Raw genomic sequence first — 15,629 nt, 5'->3', positions numbered from 1 at the left:
TCGGAGAAGTCGCCGTCGGGGTCCAACGTTCCCATGAGCTTGCGGGCGTAGGCCGCGACCTGATCGGGGCGAAACTCACACGCCCGGCCGGCCAGATCGGCCTCGGCGGCCGCACGGGTGAACACATCCACCTGGGCGGGCAGGTGGGCGAAGAACCGGCGGATCACCTTCACATGGGCGTCCCCGATCAGGCCCCGGCACTGGGCGGCCGCGGTCGCGATCAACAGCGGCGCCAACGGTTGCCCGCTCAACGCCCGCCGCGGACCCAGATCTTCGGCCTCGGCGATACGCCGGCCCGCCTCGGCCTTGGTGATCCGCAACCGATCCGCCAACGCGCACGTTAACGTGCCACCCGAGTTCTTCCGTGCCGGCTTGGGCGCCGAGTTCGTTGATCAACCCATGCTGCGGGACCCGCAGCCGCCGAGCCACCCGCTCCAGGCGTTCCAGAGCGTTGAGCCGTTCGGGTGTGGTGAGAGCGTCAAAGGACAACGCACACAACCGATCCACCTCGGCATCGAGCGCATCGAAGACCCCCACGATCTCCTCACGCGAACTCGAAATCATGCCCACATGCTATGCGGAGGCACTGACAAGTTTATTACCCAAACCGACTGCTATCCCGATACTTTGCGCCAGTTTTCGGGCATCCGTCTCCGCCGCCACCACCCCCGTGCCGGCGCCATACACCGTGTGTCGCTGATGAGCGCTCAGGCAGCGCGGGAGCTGAAACTGGAGCCCGGCAGCATTGCGGTGGAGGTTGTCAAGGCCACCACCGTCATCGTGGAAGTGCCCGAAAAGACCTCGTAACTACAGCGTCTCGTCCAGCTCCCCCAGCCGATCGGTCAACCGCAGGTTCTCCGAATAGTCGACCGGGCAGGCGATCAGCGACACCCCGTCGTCGTCCAGCGCCTTCCGCAGCGTCGGCAACAGATCGTCGGCCTTCTCGATGCGATACCCCTTGGCGCCGAAGGCTTTCGCGTAGCTGACCACGTCGGGGTTGTTGAACGAGATGTAGTGGTGTTCACCGAGTTCGAGGTCCATCTTCCACTCGATCAGGCCGTAACCGCCGTCCTCCCAGATCAACACCACCAGCGGAATCTTCTCTCGCACCGCGGTCTCGATCTCCTGGGAGTTCATCAGGAAGGCTCCGTCGCCCACCACGGCCAGCACCTTGGCGTCCGGCCGGGCCAACTTCACCCCGAGCGCGCCCGGCAGGGCAAACCCCATGGTGGACAACCCATTTGAGATCAGGCAGGTGTTGCGCTCGTACGTGGGGTAGAGCCGGGCCATCCACATCTTGGTGGCGCCGGTGTCGACGAGCACGACGTCATCGCGCCCCAGGGCCGCACGCGTATCGGCGACCACCCGAGCCGGTGTCAGCGGGAAACTCGAATCCTGTTGGCCGCGGGCGAATTCCTCCTCCAACAGACCGGACCCCGGGACGTCGGAGTCGTCGAAACGCTGACCGTCGAGGGCTTCGGCCAGTTCGTTGAGCGAGTCGTTGATGTCGCCGATGATTCCGACCTCGACCGTGTAGTGCGCGTCGACCTCGGCCGGGAACCGATGGATGTGGATGATCTTCTTGTCGCCCTTGGGGTTGATCCGGACCGGGTCGAACTCCTGCAGTTCGTAGCCGACCGCGATCACGACGTCGGCGTTGTCGAACCCGAAGTTGACGTAGTCGTGGCGCATGAATCCCAGCGTCCCGATGCTGTTCGGGTCGTCGTCGGGCATGACGCCCTTGCCGTGGAATGTATTGGCCACCGGAATTCCGGTCTCCTTGGCGAACCGGACCAGCGCGGCGGTCGCATCGCTGCGCGCCGCCCCGTGCCCCGCCAGGGCCACCGGCCGTTTCGCGTTGCGCAGGACGTCGACCGCGCGCGCTACCTGCCGCGGCGCCGGCGCCTCGGCGCGAACGACCCTGCGCGGCAAGGGCGCGAGCTCGTAGTCCGCGTCATCCTGGTCGATGTGCTCCGGGATGGCCAGGTAGACCGCCGCCGGTCGTTCGGTCTCGGCGAGCTTGAAGGCCTTGCGGACCATCTCGGGGATGGCGTGCGCGGTCGGCACATCGGCGGCCCACCGAGTGATCGGGGCATACATCGACACCAAGTCGACGTACTGGTGGGATTCCTTGTACTCGCGGTCCTGACCCACCTGGGCCGAGATCGCCACCATCGGGGTGCTGTTGGTGGTCGCGTCGGCGACACCGAGTTGCATGTTGATCGCGCCGGGACCCAGGGTCGCCGACACCACCGCGGCGCGCCCCGTGACCCGCCCGTACATCTCGGCCATGAACGCCGCGGCCTGCTCGTGCCTGGTCAGCACGTAACGAATATCGGATGCCGCCAGGGCCTGGATGAGGCGAATGTTCTCCTCACCGGGGATGCCGAAGACGACGGAAACTCCCTCGTTTTCCAGGCACTTGACGATCAGCTCGGACGCTGTGGTCATCCGCCACCTCCCTTTCGCCACGCCTGTCGGTGACGAAGCGGTTCGCGGATCGAACCACTGAGGAACCGACAATTCGACAGTAGTGGCAGGCTAGATATATCGACCCCTCTCAAGTACCCCAAGACGAAGGATGTCAGCGTGCCAATAGCCACCATCAACCCGGCCACCGGCGAGACAGTCAAGACCTTCAACCCCGCCACGGACGAGGAAGTCGACGCTGCGATCGCCCGCGCCTACGAACGCTTCCTCGACTACCGGCACAGCACCACCTTCGCCCAGCGGGCCGAATGGGCGAATGCCACGGCTGACCTGCTGGAAAAGGAAGCCGACGACGTCGCCGCGATGATGACCCTCGAGATGGGCAAGACCCTGGCGTCGGCCAAGGCGGAAACGCTCAAATGCGCGAAGGGTTTTCGCTACTACGCCGAGAACGCCGAGAAGCTGCTCGCCGACGAGCCGGCGGAAGCCTCGAAGGTCGGAGCGAAGCGCGCCTACGTCCGCTACCAGCCGCTCGGCGTGGTGCTGGCCATCATGCCGTGGAACTTTCCGCTGTGGCAGGCGGTGCGGTTCGCCGCACCGGCCCTGATGGCGGGCAATGTCGGCATCCTCAAGCACGCCTCGAACGTGCCGCAGTCCGCGCTGTACCTGGCCGACGTGATCAGCCGCGGCGGCTTCCCGGACGGTTGCTTTCAGACGCTGCTCATCCCGTCGGGCGCGATCGAGCGGATCCTGCGCGACCCCAGAATCGCGGCCGCAACCCTCACCGGCAGCGAACCGGCCGGTCAATCCGTCGCCGCCATCTGCGGTGACGAGATCAAGCCCACCGTCCTGGAACTTGGCGGCAGCGACCCGTTCATCGTGATGCCGTCGGCGGATCTCGACGAGGCGGTCAAGACCGCGGTCAAGGCACGCGTCCAGAACAACGGCCAGTCCTGCATCGCGGCTAAGCGGTTCATCGTCCACGCCGACATCTACGACGAATTCGTCGACAAGTTCTCCGAGCAGATGCGCGGGCTGAAGGTCGGCGACCCGACCGACCCGGACACCGACGTGGGTCCGCTGGCCACCGAGTCGGGCCGGGACGAAATCGCCAAGCAGGTCGAGGATGCGGCCGCGGCGGGGGCAAAGATCCGCGTCGGCGGCGAGAAGCCGGAGGGTCCGGGTTGGTACTACCCGCCGACGGTGATCACCGACATCACCGAGGACATGGCGCTGTACAAGGAGGAGGTGTTCGGCCCCGTCGCCTCGGTTTACCGCGCGGCGGACATCGACGAGGCCATCAAGATCGCGAATGCCACCAGCTTCGGACTCGGGTCCAACGCGTGGACCAACGACGAGGCCGAGCAGGAGCGGTTCATCAACGACATCGAGGCCGGCCAGGTGTTCATCAACGGCATGACGGTGTCCTACCCGGAGCTCGGCTTCGGCGGCATCAAGCGATCGGGTTACGGCCGTGAGCTGGCCGGCCTCGGCATTCGGGAGTTCGTCAACGCCAAGACGGTATGGGTTGGCGAGTCCGAAGCGCCCGACGCGGGTGCGGGCAAGACGGTCGAGTGATCAGCGGCTAGCGCCCCCGCGAGCAGACGCAGAATCGCACGCAATCCGTTCGCGGCGCGCGATTCTGCGTCTGCTCGCGCCAACTGGCGGCGCGTCTGCTCGCGCCAACTGGCGGCGCGTCTGCTCGCGCTATACGGCGGCCAGCGCGCGCTGGTCCTCGTCGGCGAAGTCGTCCTCGAGCTGCACCGGCGAGTAATCCAGGTCGATCTCGCCGACCGGGCGGCCGCGGGCGCTGCTGATGGTGCCGAACCGGCGCATGCCCTTATCGGTCGAGTACTGCAGCATGTCGGCCGGCGACAGGTCGAACGGCGGCTCGTCACCGTAGAGCGCGAAACCGTCCTCGGTAAGCTGCAGCGCCAGCGGGATGAGCTCGTTCATCCGGTCCTCGAATACCGTCCAGTTGGTGTCGTCGGCGGCGACATGGCGCCGGCAGGTGAACGTGCCCCAAGCCATGTGGCGCCGTTCGTCGTCGCCGATGCGTCGCACCAGTTCCTGCATGCCGGGCAGGATGCCGCGCTCGACGCAGATCTTGTTCCAGGCGTAATAGCCGGTCAGCGCCAACATGCCTTCCACGATGTGGTTGTAGGTGACCGAGGCTCGCACCTGGGCAGCCGGTGACGGATCATCGGTCAGGGCGTTGAGACAATCCGGCAGCACGTCGTAGAAGATCTGCCGGTAGGTGGGCAGGTCGTCGAGGTAACCGTGCAGGTCTCCGGTCATGCCCACGGCGTCCAGCCACATCCGGAACACCTGGACGTGTTTGGCTTCCTCGAACGCGAACTGGGTCAGGTACATCTCGTCGCCGAGCCGGCCCTCGGCGCGCATGGCCGCCATGAACGGCTGGATGTCCTCGGTGACCGCCTCCTCGCCGGCGATGAACTGGGCGCACAGCCGGGTGGCGTAATCGCGCTCGCGGTCGGACAGCTTTTCCCAGTCCTCCCGGTCGCGGGAGAAGTCGATGTCGGCCGGGTTCCAGAACTTGGCGTTGCCGCCGGCGAACAGCTTCAGCGGCAGACTCTCCCAGTTGAGGCCGCCGGCCACCATGGAGCCTGATCTGGTTCGTGTCATGTGATCCCTACCTTTCTTGGGCGATCTTGGTCGGCCGCGCAGGGCTGTCGGCCGACCGGCGGGGTGAGAAAGCATCGGAGAGGACGGCGACCAGCCTGCGCACCGCCAACGCCGGCTGCTCGGGGGTGGGCTCGTCCAAACCGAGGATTGGGTCCAGACCGCGCATGTACGGCGCCAGCGCCAGGTGCGGGAAGATCATCAACAGCAGCGACAACAACGCATCGGTGTCCGAGTCCGCCCGCAGGTCACCGCGGCGCTGTGCCTCGGTCACCAGCGGACGCAGCACCTCCAGGTAGTGCCGGTGAATGACGTTTCGGACGCTGATCCGGGCGTCGGTGTCCACCTCCAGCGTCGCCGCCGCGTGCAGCGCACGCTCCCGGGGATGCTCGGCGTAATAGGCCACCCAGGCGTCCAGCAGATCGGTGAGGAAGTCGAAGAACGGCCGGGTCGGATCCAGCTCCGAGATGATGCCCTCGACGTACCCGCGCACCCGCTGGCTGGCCACGTCGGCGATGAATGCGTACAGGTCCCGTTTGTCCGCGAAGTATTGGAACAGGCTGCCTTTGGCCACGCCGGCCCGCCTGGCGATGACGTTGAGGCTGCCGTTGGAGAAGCCGTGCGCGCCGAACTCCGCCTCCGCGGCTTCGATGACAGCCGCTCTGCGAGCCGGGTCGACACGGGCCCAGGTAACCGTCGGCATGAGGCCCCCTCACAACAATTATGACCACTGGTCATATTACTGTGAGGGACCTCACAGTCAAGGATTTATGGATTCATCTCGTACGCGCCGTTGAGCGGCAGCACGTAGTCCTTCCAGACCTTGTCGTAGGTCGCCGGGTCGTTGGCCCGCCGGCGGATCATCCGCAGTGCGAACCGGGCCTGCTCGTCGGTGGTGGCGGCTTTGTCATTGAGTTCGACCGCGTAGCTGTTGAAGTCGCGGACCAGTAGGCCGAAGATTTCGTCGATCAGTGCCTCGTCCACGCCCGAGAGTGGCGCCTCCTCGAGAATCAGCTGCGCGTAGGGCACCAGCGCGAAGATCTGACCCACCCCGAAGGCGAAGTCGACGTCCTTCTGCTGGACGGCATCCGGAGTGGCGCTGGCCAGCATCTCGGTCAGGACGTCGATCTGCTCGCGCAGCAACGCGACATTAGGTAGATGCGCGTAGCTGTCGAACGGCGCCCGCCAGTCGTGGAAGCGGACCTTGCCGAGGCCGCCGGTGGGTCCCTGGTTGAACAGGAACGTGTCGTCGGCAGCGTCGTCGCGGCGAGGAATCAGCGGCAGCGCCGTGTCCGGGGCGAACAGAAAGTTGGGCATGAATTTGGCCAGCAGCCCGATGTTGATGTGCACGGTGCCCTCCAACCGCGGCAGCAACCCGATCTCGCGGGCTACCGTCTCGAAGAAGGTGTCCTTTTCCACGCCCTTCGCCGCGATGACGTCCCAGAGGGCGATGATGACCCGCTCTCCCTCGCTGGTGACCTTGGCTTTGGTGAGCGGGCTGTAGAGCAGGTAGCGGCGGTCGTCGGCGGACGCGCTGCGCATGTAGTCGCTGGCCCGGCTGGCCACCAGCCGCATCGCCACCAACCGGACGTAGGCGTCGGTGAGCAACCGGCGTACGTGGCTGAAGTCGGTGACGACGGTGCCGTACAGGTGCCGGTTGGCGGCGTGCGTGATCGATTCGTAGAAGGCGTGGGTGCACATGCCGATGGCGCCCCAACCCAGGTTGTACTTGCAGACGTTGACCGTGTTGAGCGCCGCGTGGAACGCACCCATGCCGCGGTGCAACAGGTCGGCTTCGGTGACCGGGTATTCGCGCAGTGCGTAATTCGCTACGTAGTTCTGCGAATTCACCACGTTCTTCTTCAGCTCGTACCGATCGTGCTGGGAGTCGGCGGCGAAGAAGACGTACTCGTCGGGGTTGCCCGACGAGCCCTCGATCTTGCCGAAGGTCGAAACCATCCGCGCCACGTTGGCGTTGCCGATGTAGTACTTCTCGCCGCTGGCCGTCCAGCCGTGTTCGGACGGGGTGAGGATCATGTCGGTCTGGTAGACATCGGCGCCGTGTGTTTGCTCAGACAGGCCGAACGCGAACACCTCCCCCTGCTCCAGCTGAGCCGCGGCCTTGCGCTTGGCGTCCTCGTTCTCACTCATCCAGATCGGCCCCAGACCCAGGGCGGTCACCTGGAACGGGTACCAGTAGCTCAGGCCGTAAAAGCCGATGATTTCGGCGAATTCGCTGATCCGGTAGGTGTCCCAACGAGCGGCCGCGGCTGGATCGGAGGCGCCGTACTCGGCGGGGGTCAGCAACGACGCGAAGATGCGATTCTGACCGATGAAGTTGAGAAAGTCTGAGTACCAGAGGCGCTCGTGGTCGTCGTGTTTGAGCTTGGCCTTGCCGCGGCTCTCAAAGAAGTCCACCGTCGCCTGCATGATCTCGCCCGAACGGCTGTCCGGATATTTGCGTTGCAGGTTGTTGGGGTTGAGCAGCATGAGGATGGCTCCCGGGCAGTCTGGCAAGAGGGTAGGCAGGACGGGTAGACCGTACTGCAATCCCGCAGGAGCCGGAATAAAACGACCCTGTTGGTAAGCCGCTGCGGCCACCTAGCATCAAGGGCGTGTCAGAACTCAATACCGCACGCGGGACCATTGATACCGCGGATCTCGGCGTCACGCTCATGCACGAGCACGTGTTCATCATGACCACCGAGATCGCGCTCAACTATCCGGATGCCTGGGGGGACGAAGAGCAACGGGTGGCCGACGCGATCACCCGACTCAACGAGCTGAAGTCCCGCGGCGTCGACACCATCGTCGACCTCACCGTGATCGGCTTGGGCCGCTACATCCCGCGCATCGCCCGGGTGGCCGCCGAGACGGAGCTGAATATCGTTGTGGCAACCGGACTTTACACCTACAACGACATCCCGTTCCGATTCCACTACGAAGGCCCGGGCGGGTTGTTGGGCGGCCCGGAAATCATGACCGACATGTTCGTCCGCGATATCGAGGAGGGCATTGCCGACACCGGCGTCAAGGCCGGCATCCTGAAATGCGCCACCGACGAGCCCGGCATCACGCCCGGCGTCGAACGCGTGCTGCGCGCCGTCGCCCAGGCCCACAAGCGCACCGGGGTGCCGATCTCCACGCACACCCACGCCGGCCTGCGGCGCGGCCTCGAGCAGCAGCGCATCTTCGAAGAGGAGGGCGTGGACCTGACCAGGGTCATCATCGGACACTCCGGCGACAGCACCGATGTGGGTTACCTCGAGGAACTCATCGCCGCCGGCTCCTACCTCGGGATGGACCGTTTCGGGCTCGACGTCATCTCACCGTTCGAGCAGCGGGTGGACATCGTGGCGCAGATGTGCGAGCGCGGCCACGCCGACAAGATGGTGCTCTCGCACGACGCCAACTGCTACTTCGACGCGCTGCCCGAAGAATTGGTGCCACAGATGGCGCCGAATTGGCACTATCTGCACATCCACAACGACGTGCTGCCGGCGCTCAAAGAGCGCGGTGTCACCGACGAGCAGATCCACACGATGCTCGTCGAGAACCCGCGCAAAATCTTCGATCGGCAGGGCGCCTATCAGTGACGGTAGCGCCGATCGGAACCCAAATCTCGCGGCTGGCCGAGCTTGCCCCAGACGAGCCGGCCGTCACCTGTGCCGGGCACACCCTTACCCGAGCCCAGCTGGACGCGTCGACCAACCGGCTGGCGCGCGCCTACGCCGAACGGGGTGTCACACAGGGCAGCTACGTCAGCATCGTGCTGCCGAATTCCGTCGAATGGGTACAGGCGACAGTGGCGTGCTGGAAGTTGGGCGCTATTCCGCAACCGCTGTCGCCGCGGATGCCGGATGCGGAGTTTGCCGGCCTGGTGGAGCTCAAACCCCGCTCACTGCTGATCGGGCGAACCGATCCTAACGGCGAGATTCCCAGCGTGCCAACGGGTTTCGTCGACAACGCACAGTCGGACGCGCCGCTGCCGGAGGCGGTGTCCCCGGCCTGGAAATCGCTGGCCTCCGGCGGGAGCACCGGACGCCCCAAGCTGATCGAGGCCGGCGGTGACAGCCGGGTGCCGGCCGCCATCGGCTACCCGCTGGGGGCGCAGGAAGGCGACACCACGCTGGTGCCGGTGCCGCTGAGCCACAACACCGGGTTCACCACCGCGACGATCGCGCTGCTGATGCGTCATCACCTGGTGCTGCTGCCCCGGTTCGATCCGCACGAATTTCTCCGGCTGATCGCCGAGCACCGGGTCACCTTCCTGACCACCGTGCCGACGATCATGCAGCGGGTGCTGCCGGTGTACAACGCCGACCCGGATTCCTATGACCTGTCCTCGATCCGGCGGTTCTGGCACGTCGGCGCGCCCTGCCCGCCCGCTGTCAAAGAGGCCTGGATCAAGTTGCTCGGACCCGAGGCGCTCTGGGAACTGTACGGCGGCACCGAACTGCAGGCGCTGACGTTCATCAACGGCGAGCAGTGGCTGGCCCACCCGGGCTCGGTCGGTCAGGTGGTCGCCGGGGAGATGAAGGTGCTCGACGACGACGGCAACCCGTGCCCACCCGGCGTCGTCGGCGAGATCTACATGCGTCCCAGCCCGGGCAGCGCGCCGACCTACCGCTACGTCGGCGTCAAGGCCAAGAGCCGGGACGGCTGGGATTCACTGGGCGACCTCGGTTATTTCGACGCCGACGGCTTCCTGTACCTGTCCGACCGACGGGTCGACATGTTCACCGTCGGCGGCCACAACGTCTATCCCGCCGAGATCGAAAACGCGCTGTCCGCGCACCCGGACGTGTTGTCGTGCTTGGTGGTTGGCGTCCCCGACGAGGACCTCGGGCAGGTGCCCTACGCGTTGGTGCACGCCGTCACCGGATCGGAGCTGGACGCCACCGCCGTGCAGCGGTTCGTCGGGGACCACCTGGCCGCCTACAAGGTGCCCCGCACCGTGGAATTCGTCGACACGCCGTTGCGCGACGACGCCGGAAAGGCGCGCCGATCGGCTGTACGTGATGAGGTGGTAGCACGATTACACTCTGGCCAACCCCGGGAGGATCCGCCGTGAACCAGCCCCAGTTGGACGCGCAGTATTCGGCCCTCAGCGATGTGGGGTGTCAGCGATCCGAAAACCAGGACCGCTGGGGGGTGGACGCCGACCAATGGCTGTTCATGGTGGCCGACGGAGTGGGCGGCAGCCGGGACGGGGCGCTGGCCGCCCAGACCATGGTCGACGTGCTGCCCCGCTACGTCGCTCATCACCTGCCGATGGACCAGCGGGACCAGCCGGATGCCGCCGAGCGGCTGGGCCGCGCGGTCTCCGAGCTGTCCGACGACCTGCACGCCAAGTCGCAGGACGATGCCCGCTACGCCGGCGCCAACAGCACGCTGGTGACCGCGCTGATGGCCGGCTCGCGACTCCTGGTCGCCCACCTGGGCGACAGCCGTGCCTACCTGCGCCGCGACCAGCAGCTGCAGCGCCTCACCCGTGACCACACCCTGGTGCAGGCGCTGGTGGACGCCCACCAGGTCGACCCGGAGGACACCGGCCAGCACCGCGCCCGCAGCGTGGTGACCAAGTACATGGGCATGAAGCCGCCCGCCCGGGCAGATGCCAGCACGCTGGACTTGCAAGGCGGAGACCGGATTCTGTTGTGCAGCGACGGTCTGCACGGCGTCGTGAAAGAACCCGGGCTGGCCCAGATCCTGGATGCGAACGCAGATCCTGGCTATGCCTGCGCGGCGTTGATCGCGGCGGCCCGGGAGGCGGGCGGTCCCGACAACATCACCGCGCTGGTGATCAACATATCCCCCGGCTGACCCCCGGTTAGGTCACGGCTAGGCACGGCTACGGCGCTATCGCGTCGGCCTCGGCATCGGTGGTCTGGGCTCGCTTCTCGCGTTTCTCCCAGCGGCGCAACGCTTCCCGGCACGGCGACTCGACCAGGGCGTAGCTCACGGCCGCGATCGCGAATCCGAACAGCAGCGTCAGCGCGAGCACCGTGGGCATGTGCCCGTTGAAGGCGAAGGCGCCGATCACCGGGAACACCATGTCCAGCGCGGCCAAGTGCCAGATGAACAGGCCGTAGGACCAGCGGCCCAGCGTCACCATCAATGGACTGCCCAGCAACCGGTGGCGGGTGTCGAGCCGATCCAGCACCAGCGGCGCCACCAACGCGAACGCCACCACCGAGCCCATCGCGGTCTTCACCGAGAATTCCGCGGGCGTGCTGGGCACCAGCCCGGCCGGTCCGGCCAGCGGCGAGGCGGCCACCAGATAGGCCGCCACGGCGATGACGGCCATCACGACCCTGCGCCGGGCCAGCCGGTGCACCCAGCCGAACCGACCGTGCACCAACTCGGCGAGCAGCATCCCGGCGGCGAACCAGGAAAAGAACGCCGGCGGCCAGTTCACCGGATTGGCGCCCGGTTCGCCGCCCAGCACCGCCAGCGGCAGCCACCCCCACGCCCAGCTGAGCGCGCCGAGGGCGGCGATGACGCCGATCCGCGCGGCGACCGGGAGCCGGCGGGCCAGGAAGGCCATGATCGGCAGGGCCAGGTAGAAACTGACCTCGACCGACAGGCTCCACATTTGGGTCAGTCCGCCGGTCAGTGTCAGCGGGACGTAGATCTGGGTGAGGGTCAGGTTCGCCAGCCACACGGTCAGGTTGGCGTGGTTGGAGTCGGGTAGCAGGGTCAGGATCACCACCACCGCAACGAGGTAGGCCGGCATGATGCGGACCACCCGTGACCGGAGGTAGTGACCGGTGCGCGGGCGCGGCGCCAGATTTCGGGCCGCCGCGGCGTGGCCGCGCCACAGCAGGAACCCCGACAGCGCGAAGAACACCGCGACGGCGAGGTCGAAGCGGCCGAACAATCGGCCGTCCACACCGCTGGTGTGTCCGGTCTGAAAGGCGACGTGGGTGACGACCACGCCCATGGCCGCGCACGCACGCATACCCTCGACCGCGGGCAGGAAGCTGCGGGTGCCACCCACCTGCCGCTCGTCGCTCATGGGTGACAGTTTGCCCGTGCGTGTTCGGTGACCGAGCGGGTACATCGCACTACCCGGCGCGCACGGGCGGGTCCTTACATTCTGCTGTTAGGGTCAAACGGGTTTGCCTCGCTGCTTGGTCAGGTCATAGCGGGTCATCCGTTCTTGGAGACCAGAAGGAGGTCACAGCAACGTGAACCGAGCAGTCATGTTGCGCATCGCCGCATGCGGGACAATCGGACTCGGAGCCGCACTGCTGATCGCCGCGCTGCTGTTGTCGACCTATACCAGTAGCCGGATCACCAAGATCCCGCTGAACATCGATGCGACGCTGATCAGCGAGGGCAACGGGACCGCCCTGGACGCGGCGTCGCTGTCCGGTGACCACGTGGTGGTCAACCAGAACGTGCCGCTGGTATCTCAGCAGCAGATCAGCGTCGAGGCGCCGGCCAATGCCGAGGTGGTGACGCTTCAGGTCGGCAGCTCGGTCCGGCGCAGCGACAAGCAGAAGGACAGCGGGTTACTGCTGGCCATCGTCGACACCGTCACCCTCAACCGCAGGACGGCGATGGCGGTCTCGGACGAGACGCACCCCGGAGGGTCGGTGCAGAAGCCGCGCGGGATCGGCGACGAGAACCCGCCGACCGCGATTCCGCTGCGTCACGAGGGCTTGGCCTACCGCTTCCCGTTCAACACCGAACGCAAGACGTACCCCTATTTCGACCCGATCGCGCAGAAGCCGTTCGACGCGAACTATGAGGGCGAAGAGGATGTCAACGGTTTGACCACCTACCGGTTCACCCAGACCGTGGGCGTCAACAGCGAGGGCAAGCTGGTGGCCCCGATCGCCTACCCGTCGCTGTATGCCGGCGAGGAGGACCGCAAGATCACCACCAGCGCGGGAATGTGGGGGATCCCCGGCGACCCGGCCGAGCAGATCACCATGACCCGCTACTACACCGCGAAGCGGACGTTCTGGGTGGACCCGGTGTCCGGCACCATCGTCAAGGAAACCGATCAGGCCCACCACTACTACGCGCGCGACGCGCTCAAGCCTGAGGTGACGCTGGCCGACTACAAGCTCACCTCCACCCCCGAGACGGTTGAGTCGCAGGTGAACTCCGCGCGCGACGAGCGGGACCGGCTGGCGCTGTGGTCGCGGGTGCTGCCGATCACGTTCACGGTCACCGGCCTGATCGCGCTGGTCGGTGGCGCGGTGCTGGCGTCGTTCAGCCTGCGTACTGAAAGCGCGCTGACCGATCCCAGCCTGGACCGTGACGACACCGACTTCCTGCGCCGCAGCGGGCTGGAGCCACCGGTGCCGGGTGCGGAAGCCGAGACGGAGAAACTGCCCACGCAGCGCCCGGAGTTGGCGGAGGAACCGCCACCGACCAGCGCCTCCGCCGACCCGCCACCGTCGAGCGCCTCCGGCGAGCCGCCTCCGCGGGATCCGCCGACGGAGGCGGGACCGACCGAGCCGGGCCCCACCCCGCCGGGTTCGCCAGGACCGTCCAGCCCTGGCCCGTCCGAACGGACGTAACTGGGTGTGGGCCAGGGTGGCCCGGCCGGGTTACGCCCTGGCGCTGGCGCTGCTCGTTCTCGCGCCGCTGCTGAGCCCCGGGTATCTGCTGCTGCGCGACGCGGTGTCGACGCCGCGGTCATATCTGACTGATGCCGCGCTGGGTTTGTCGGCGGCGCCGCGCGCGACGCCGCAGGATTTCGCGGTGGCGTTGGTATCCCGGGTTGTCGACGGCGGGATCGTGGTCAAGACGCTGCTGCTGCTGGGGTTATGGCTGGCCGGTTGGGGAGCGGGGCGACTGGTCGCCGCGTTACTGCCCGAGGCCGGCCCCGGCGGCGAGTTGGCGGCGATGACGCTGGCGATCTGGAATCCCTACGTCGCTGAGCGGTTGCTGCAGGGCCATTGGAGCTTGCTGGTCGGCTACGGCTGCCTGCCATGGGTGGCTACGACGGTGCTCGGGTTGCGGTCCGGTGGGTCGGGTTTCTTCGCGCTGGCGTTCTGGGTCGCCGCGGCCGGGCTGACCCCGACCGGTTTGCTGCTCGCCGCGACGGTGGGCCTGGTGTGCGTGGCCGCGCCGGGCCGGGCCCGAACGCGCTGGGTGTGTGCGGGTGCAGTGTCGGGCTTTGCGCTGGTGGGTGCGTTGCCGTGGTTGACGGCGTCGGTGTTGGGCTCGTCGTTGACGGCGCACGCCCCCGCCAACGCGCTGGGAGTGAACGCGTTCGCGCCGCGCGCCGAACCCGGTCTGGGCACCCTGGGCAGCCTGGCCGGCCTGGGCGGCATCTGGAACGCCGAGGCCGTACCCGACTCGCGGGCAACGCTTTTCGCGGTCCTGTCGACGGTGGTGCTGCTCGGGGTGGTGGCAATCGGCCTGCCGGACGTGGCGCGCCGGCCCGCGGTCCGGCCGCTGCTCGTGCTGGCCGTGGTGGCGGTGGTGGGGCCGGCGTTGCTGGCGACCGGGTCGGGGTTGCAGCTGTTGCGGTCGGTGGTCGATGCGGTGCCGGGGTTCGGTGTGTTGCGCGACGGCCAAAAGTGGGTGGCGCTGGCCATGCCGGGATACGCGCTGGCCGGCGCGGGGGCGGTCGTCGTGCTGCGGCGGCGGCTTCGGCCTGCCGCGGCGGTGTGCTGCGCGGCGTTGATTCTGGTGTTGCCCGACCTGGCCTGGGGAGTCTGGGGGAAGGTGGACGCGGTGCGTTATCCCCCCGGCTGGGCGGCGGTCGTGGCGGCGATCAATCGGGAGCCTGGCACGGTGGCGGTGTTGCCGGCCGGGAGCATGCGGCGGTTTGCCTGGGCGGGGCGGGCGCCCGTGCTGGACCCGCTACCCCGCTGGGTCCGGGCGGAGGTGCTGACGTCGGGCGATCTGGTGATATCCGGGGTTATCGTGCCCGGCGAGGGGGCGCACGCCCGCGCCGTGCAGGACCTATTGCTGTCTGGGCCGCAGCCGTCGGCTTTGGCCGCGGCCGGGGTGATGTGGCTGGTGGTGGAATCGGACAGCGCCGGCGACGTGGGCGCCGCCGCGCGTACCGTCCGGGGGCTGCCACCGGTCTACCGCGACGGCGAAGTGGCCTTGTACCGGATCGGCGGCGACACCGCGCGCGCATCCTCGACGGAGGTGACGGTGACGATCGTCGCGCACCTGGCGTGGCTGGGGCTCCTGCTGGTTGGCGGCGCCGGCGCGGCGCTGCGCTCGGTTCGCGGGGGCTAGCGCAACGCGTCGATGAGCTCGCCGACGGTGTGGCCGGACTCCAGCGGGTGCCGCAGCCTGCCATCGGGGTTGAGGGTGTAGACGTTGCGGCGGCCGGCCTTGGATTTGATCAGGTATCCCTCGTCGGTGAGGTCGGACAAGATGGCCTGCACCGACCGCTCGGTGATGCCCACCCGCAGCGACAATTCGCGCGCCGTCATCGGCTCACTCAGGGATACACACAGCAGGACGTGGCCGTGATTTGTCAGGAACGTCCACCCGCGCTCCGAGTCGCGCCGCTCGTCCTGATTCACCGCCTTGCCAGCCATCACAACTCCGATACTACTACTGTTTCT

13 protein-coding genes and 1 pseudogene are annotated in these 15,629 nt (G+C 67.2%); 7 read left to right on the top strand and 7 right to left on the bottom strand.

Translation table 11 applies throughout. From position 1 onward, the window contains the following. Positions 1-507, bottom strand: a pseudogene (locus BN972_RS30060) (DUF222 domain-containing protein); the annotation flags it as partial. Here BN972_RS30060 and BN972_RS30055 point away from each other — a divergent pair. Then, positions 400-807: a TOBE domain-containing protein gene (locus BN972_RS30055; RefSeq protein WP_235192404.1), complete on the top strand. Its 408-nt coding sequence runs from the start codon at positions 400-402 to the stop codon at positions 805-807. The pseudogene BN972_RS30060 and the gene BN972_RS30055 sit on opposite strands and share 108 nt — an antisense overlap. Here the strand turns inward: BN972_RS30055 and BN972_RS00160 are convergent, their stop codons facing one another. Next, the gene (locus tag BN972_RS00160; protein ID WP_036351468.1) at positions 808-2,451 is read right to left on the bottom strand and encodes an acetolactate synthase large subunit; all 1,644 of its coding nucleotides are present in this window, start codon (positions 2,449-2,451) and stop codon (positions 808-810) included. It lies immediately after the preceding gene. Between the two features lie 138 nt (positions 2,452-2,589). Here BN972_RS00160 and BN972_RS00155 point away from each other — a divergent pair, with 138 nt between their 5' ends. Beyond that, the gene (locus BN972_RS00155; RefSeq protein WP_036351466.1) at positions 2,590-4,008 is read left to right on the top strand and encodes an NADP-dependent succinic semialdehyde dehydrogenase; all 1,419 of its coding nucleotides are present in this window, start codon (positions 2,590-2,592) and stop codon (positions 4,006-4,008) included. Positions 4,009-4,137: 129 nt separating this feature from the next. Here BN972_RS00155 and BN972_RS00150 read toward each other — a convergent pair whose 3' ends face one another. The 3 genes from BN972_RS00150 to BN972_RS00140 form a co-directional block, all read right to left on the bottom strand. Further along, complete coding sequence (locus BN972_RS00150; RefSeq protein WP_036351463.1) at positions 4,138-5,076, bottom strand: R2-like ligand-binding oxidase; 939 nt, start codon at positions 5,074-5,076, stop codon at positions 4,138-4,140. Between the two features lie 7 nt (positions 5,077-5,083). After that, positions 5,084-5,776: a TetR/AcrR family transcriptional regulator gene (locus tag BN972_RS00145; RefSeq protein WP_036351460.1), complete on the bottom strand. Its 693-nt coding sequence runs from the start codon at positions 5,774-5,776 to the stop codon at positions 5,084-5,086. Between the two features lie 65 nt (positions 5,777-5,841). Continuing rightward, entirely contained in the window at positions 5,842-7,563 is a 1,722-nt protein-coding gene (locus BN972_RS00140; protein ID WP_036351457.1) for an acyl-CoA dehydrogenase family protein, read from the bottom strand. Between the two features lie 125 nt (positions 7,564-7,688). Between BN972_RS00140 and BN972_RS00135 the strand changes: the two genes are divergently transcribed. Genes BN972_RS00135 through BN972_RS00125 form a run of 3 tightly spaced genes read left to right on the top strand, consistent with a single transcriptional unit; the run spans position 7,689 to position 10,899 of the window. Beyond that, positions 7,689-8,669 carry a phosphotriesterase family protein gene (locus tag BN972_RS00135; protein ID WP_036351454.1) on the top strand — a complete coding sequence of 327 codons (981 nt, stop codon included), beginning with the start codon at positions 7,689-7,691 and terminating at the stop codon, positions 8,667-8,669. Continuing rightward, complete coding sequence (locus BN972_RS00130) at positions 8,666-10,147, top strand: AMP-binding protein (protein WP_036351451.1); 1,482 nt, start codon at positions 8,666-8,668, stop codon at positions 10,145-10,147. Before BN972_RS00135 ends, BN972_RS00130 begins: the two co-directional genes overlap by 4 nt. Continuing rightward, complete coding sequence (locus BN972_RS00125; RefSeq protein WP_036351447.1) at positions 10,144-10,899, top strand: PP2C family protein-serine/threonine phosphatase; 756 nt, start codon at positions 10,144-10,146, stop codon at positions 10,897-10,899. The genes BN972_RS00130 and BN972_RS00125 overlap by 4 nt, the downstream gene beginning before the upstream one ends. A 28-nt stretch (positions 10,900-10,927) precedes the next feature. On the opposite strand, the gene BN972_RS00120 is transcribed toward BN972_RS00125, so the two are convergent. Next, the gene (locus BN972_RS00120; RefSeq protein ID WP_036351444.1) at positions 10,928-12,094 is read right to left on the bottom strand and encodes an acyltransferase family protein; all 1,167 of its coding nucleotides are present in this window, start codon (positions 12,092-12,094) and stop codon (positions 10,928-10,930) included. Positions 12,095-12,266: 172 nt separating this feature from the next. Between BN972_RS00120 and BN972_RS00115 the strand changes: the two genes are divergently transcribed. Together BN972_RS00115 and BN972_RS00110 are read left to right on the top strand one after the other, a co-directional pair. Next, positions 12,267-13,613: a DUF3068 domain-containing protein gene (locus BN972_RS00115; RefSeq protein WP_158086308.1), complete on the top strand. Its 1,347-nt coding sequence runs from the start codon at positions 12,267-12,269 to the stop codon at positions 13,611-13,613. Between the two features lie 16 nt (positions 13,614-13,629). Beyond that, the gene (locus tag BN972_RS00110) at positions 13,630-15,294 is read left to right on the top strand and encodes a hypothetical protein (protein ID WP_051544902.1); all 1,665 of its coding nucleotides are present in this window, start codon (positions 13,630-13,632) and stop codon (positions 15,292-15,294) included. Here the strand turns inward: BN972_RS00110 and BN972_RS00105 are convergent. After that, entirely contained in the window at positions 15,291-15,602 is a 312-nt protein-coding gene (locus BN972_RS00105; protein ID WP_051544900.1) for a helix-turn-helix transcriptional regulator, read from the bottom strand. The two genes, BN972_RS00110 and BN972_RS00105, sit on opposite strands and share 4 nt — an antisense overlap. Between the last annotated feature and the right edge of the window lie 27 nt (positions 15,603-15,629).

The organism is Mycobacterium asiaticum DSM 44297, assembly GCF_000613245.1.
Taxonomy (GTDB): Bacteria; Actinomycetota; Actinomycetes; order Mycobacteriales; family Mycobacteriaceae; genus Mycobacterium; species Mycobacterium asiaticum.
Note: the sequence above shows the minus strand (reverse complement) of the source record. Positions and strands in the feature narration are given on the sequence as shown.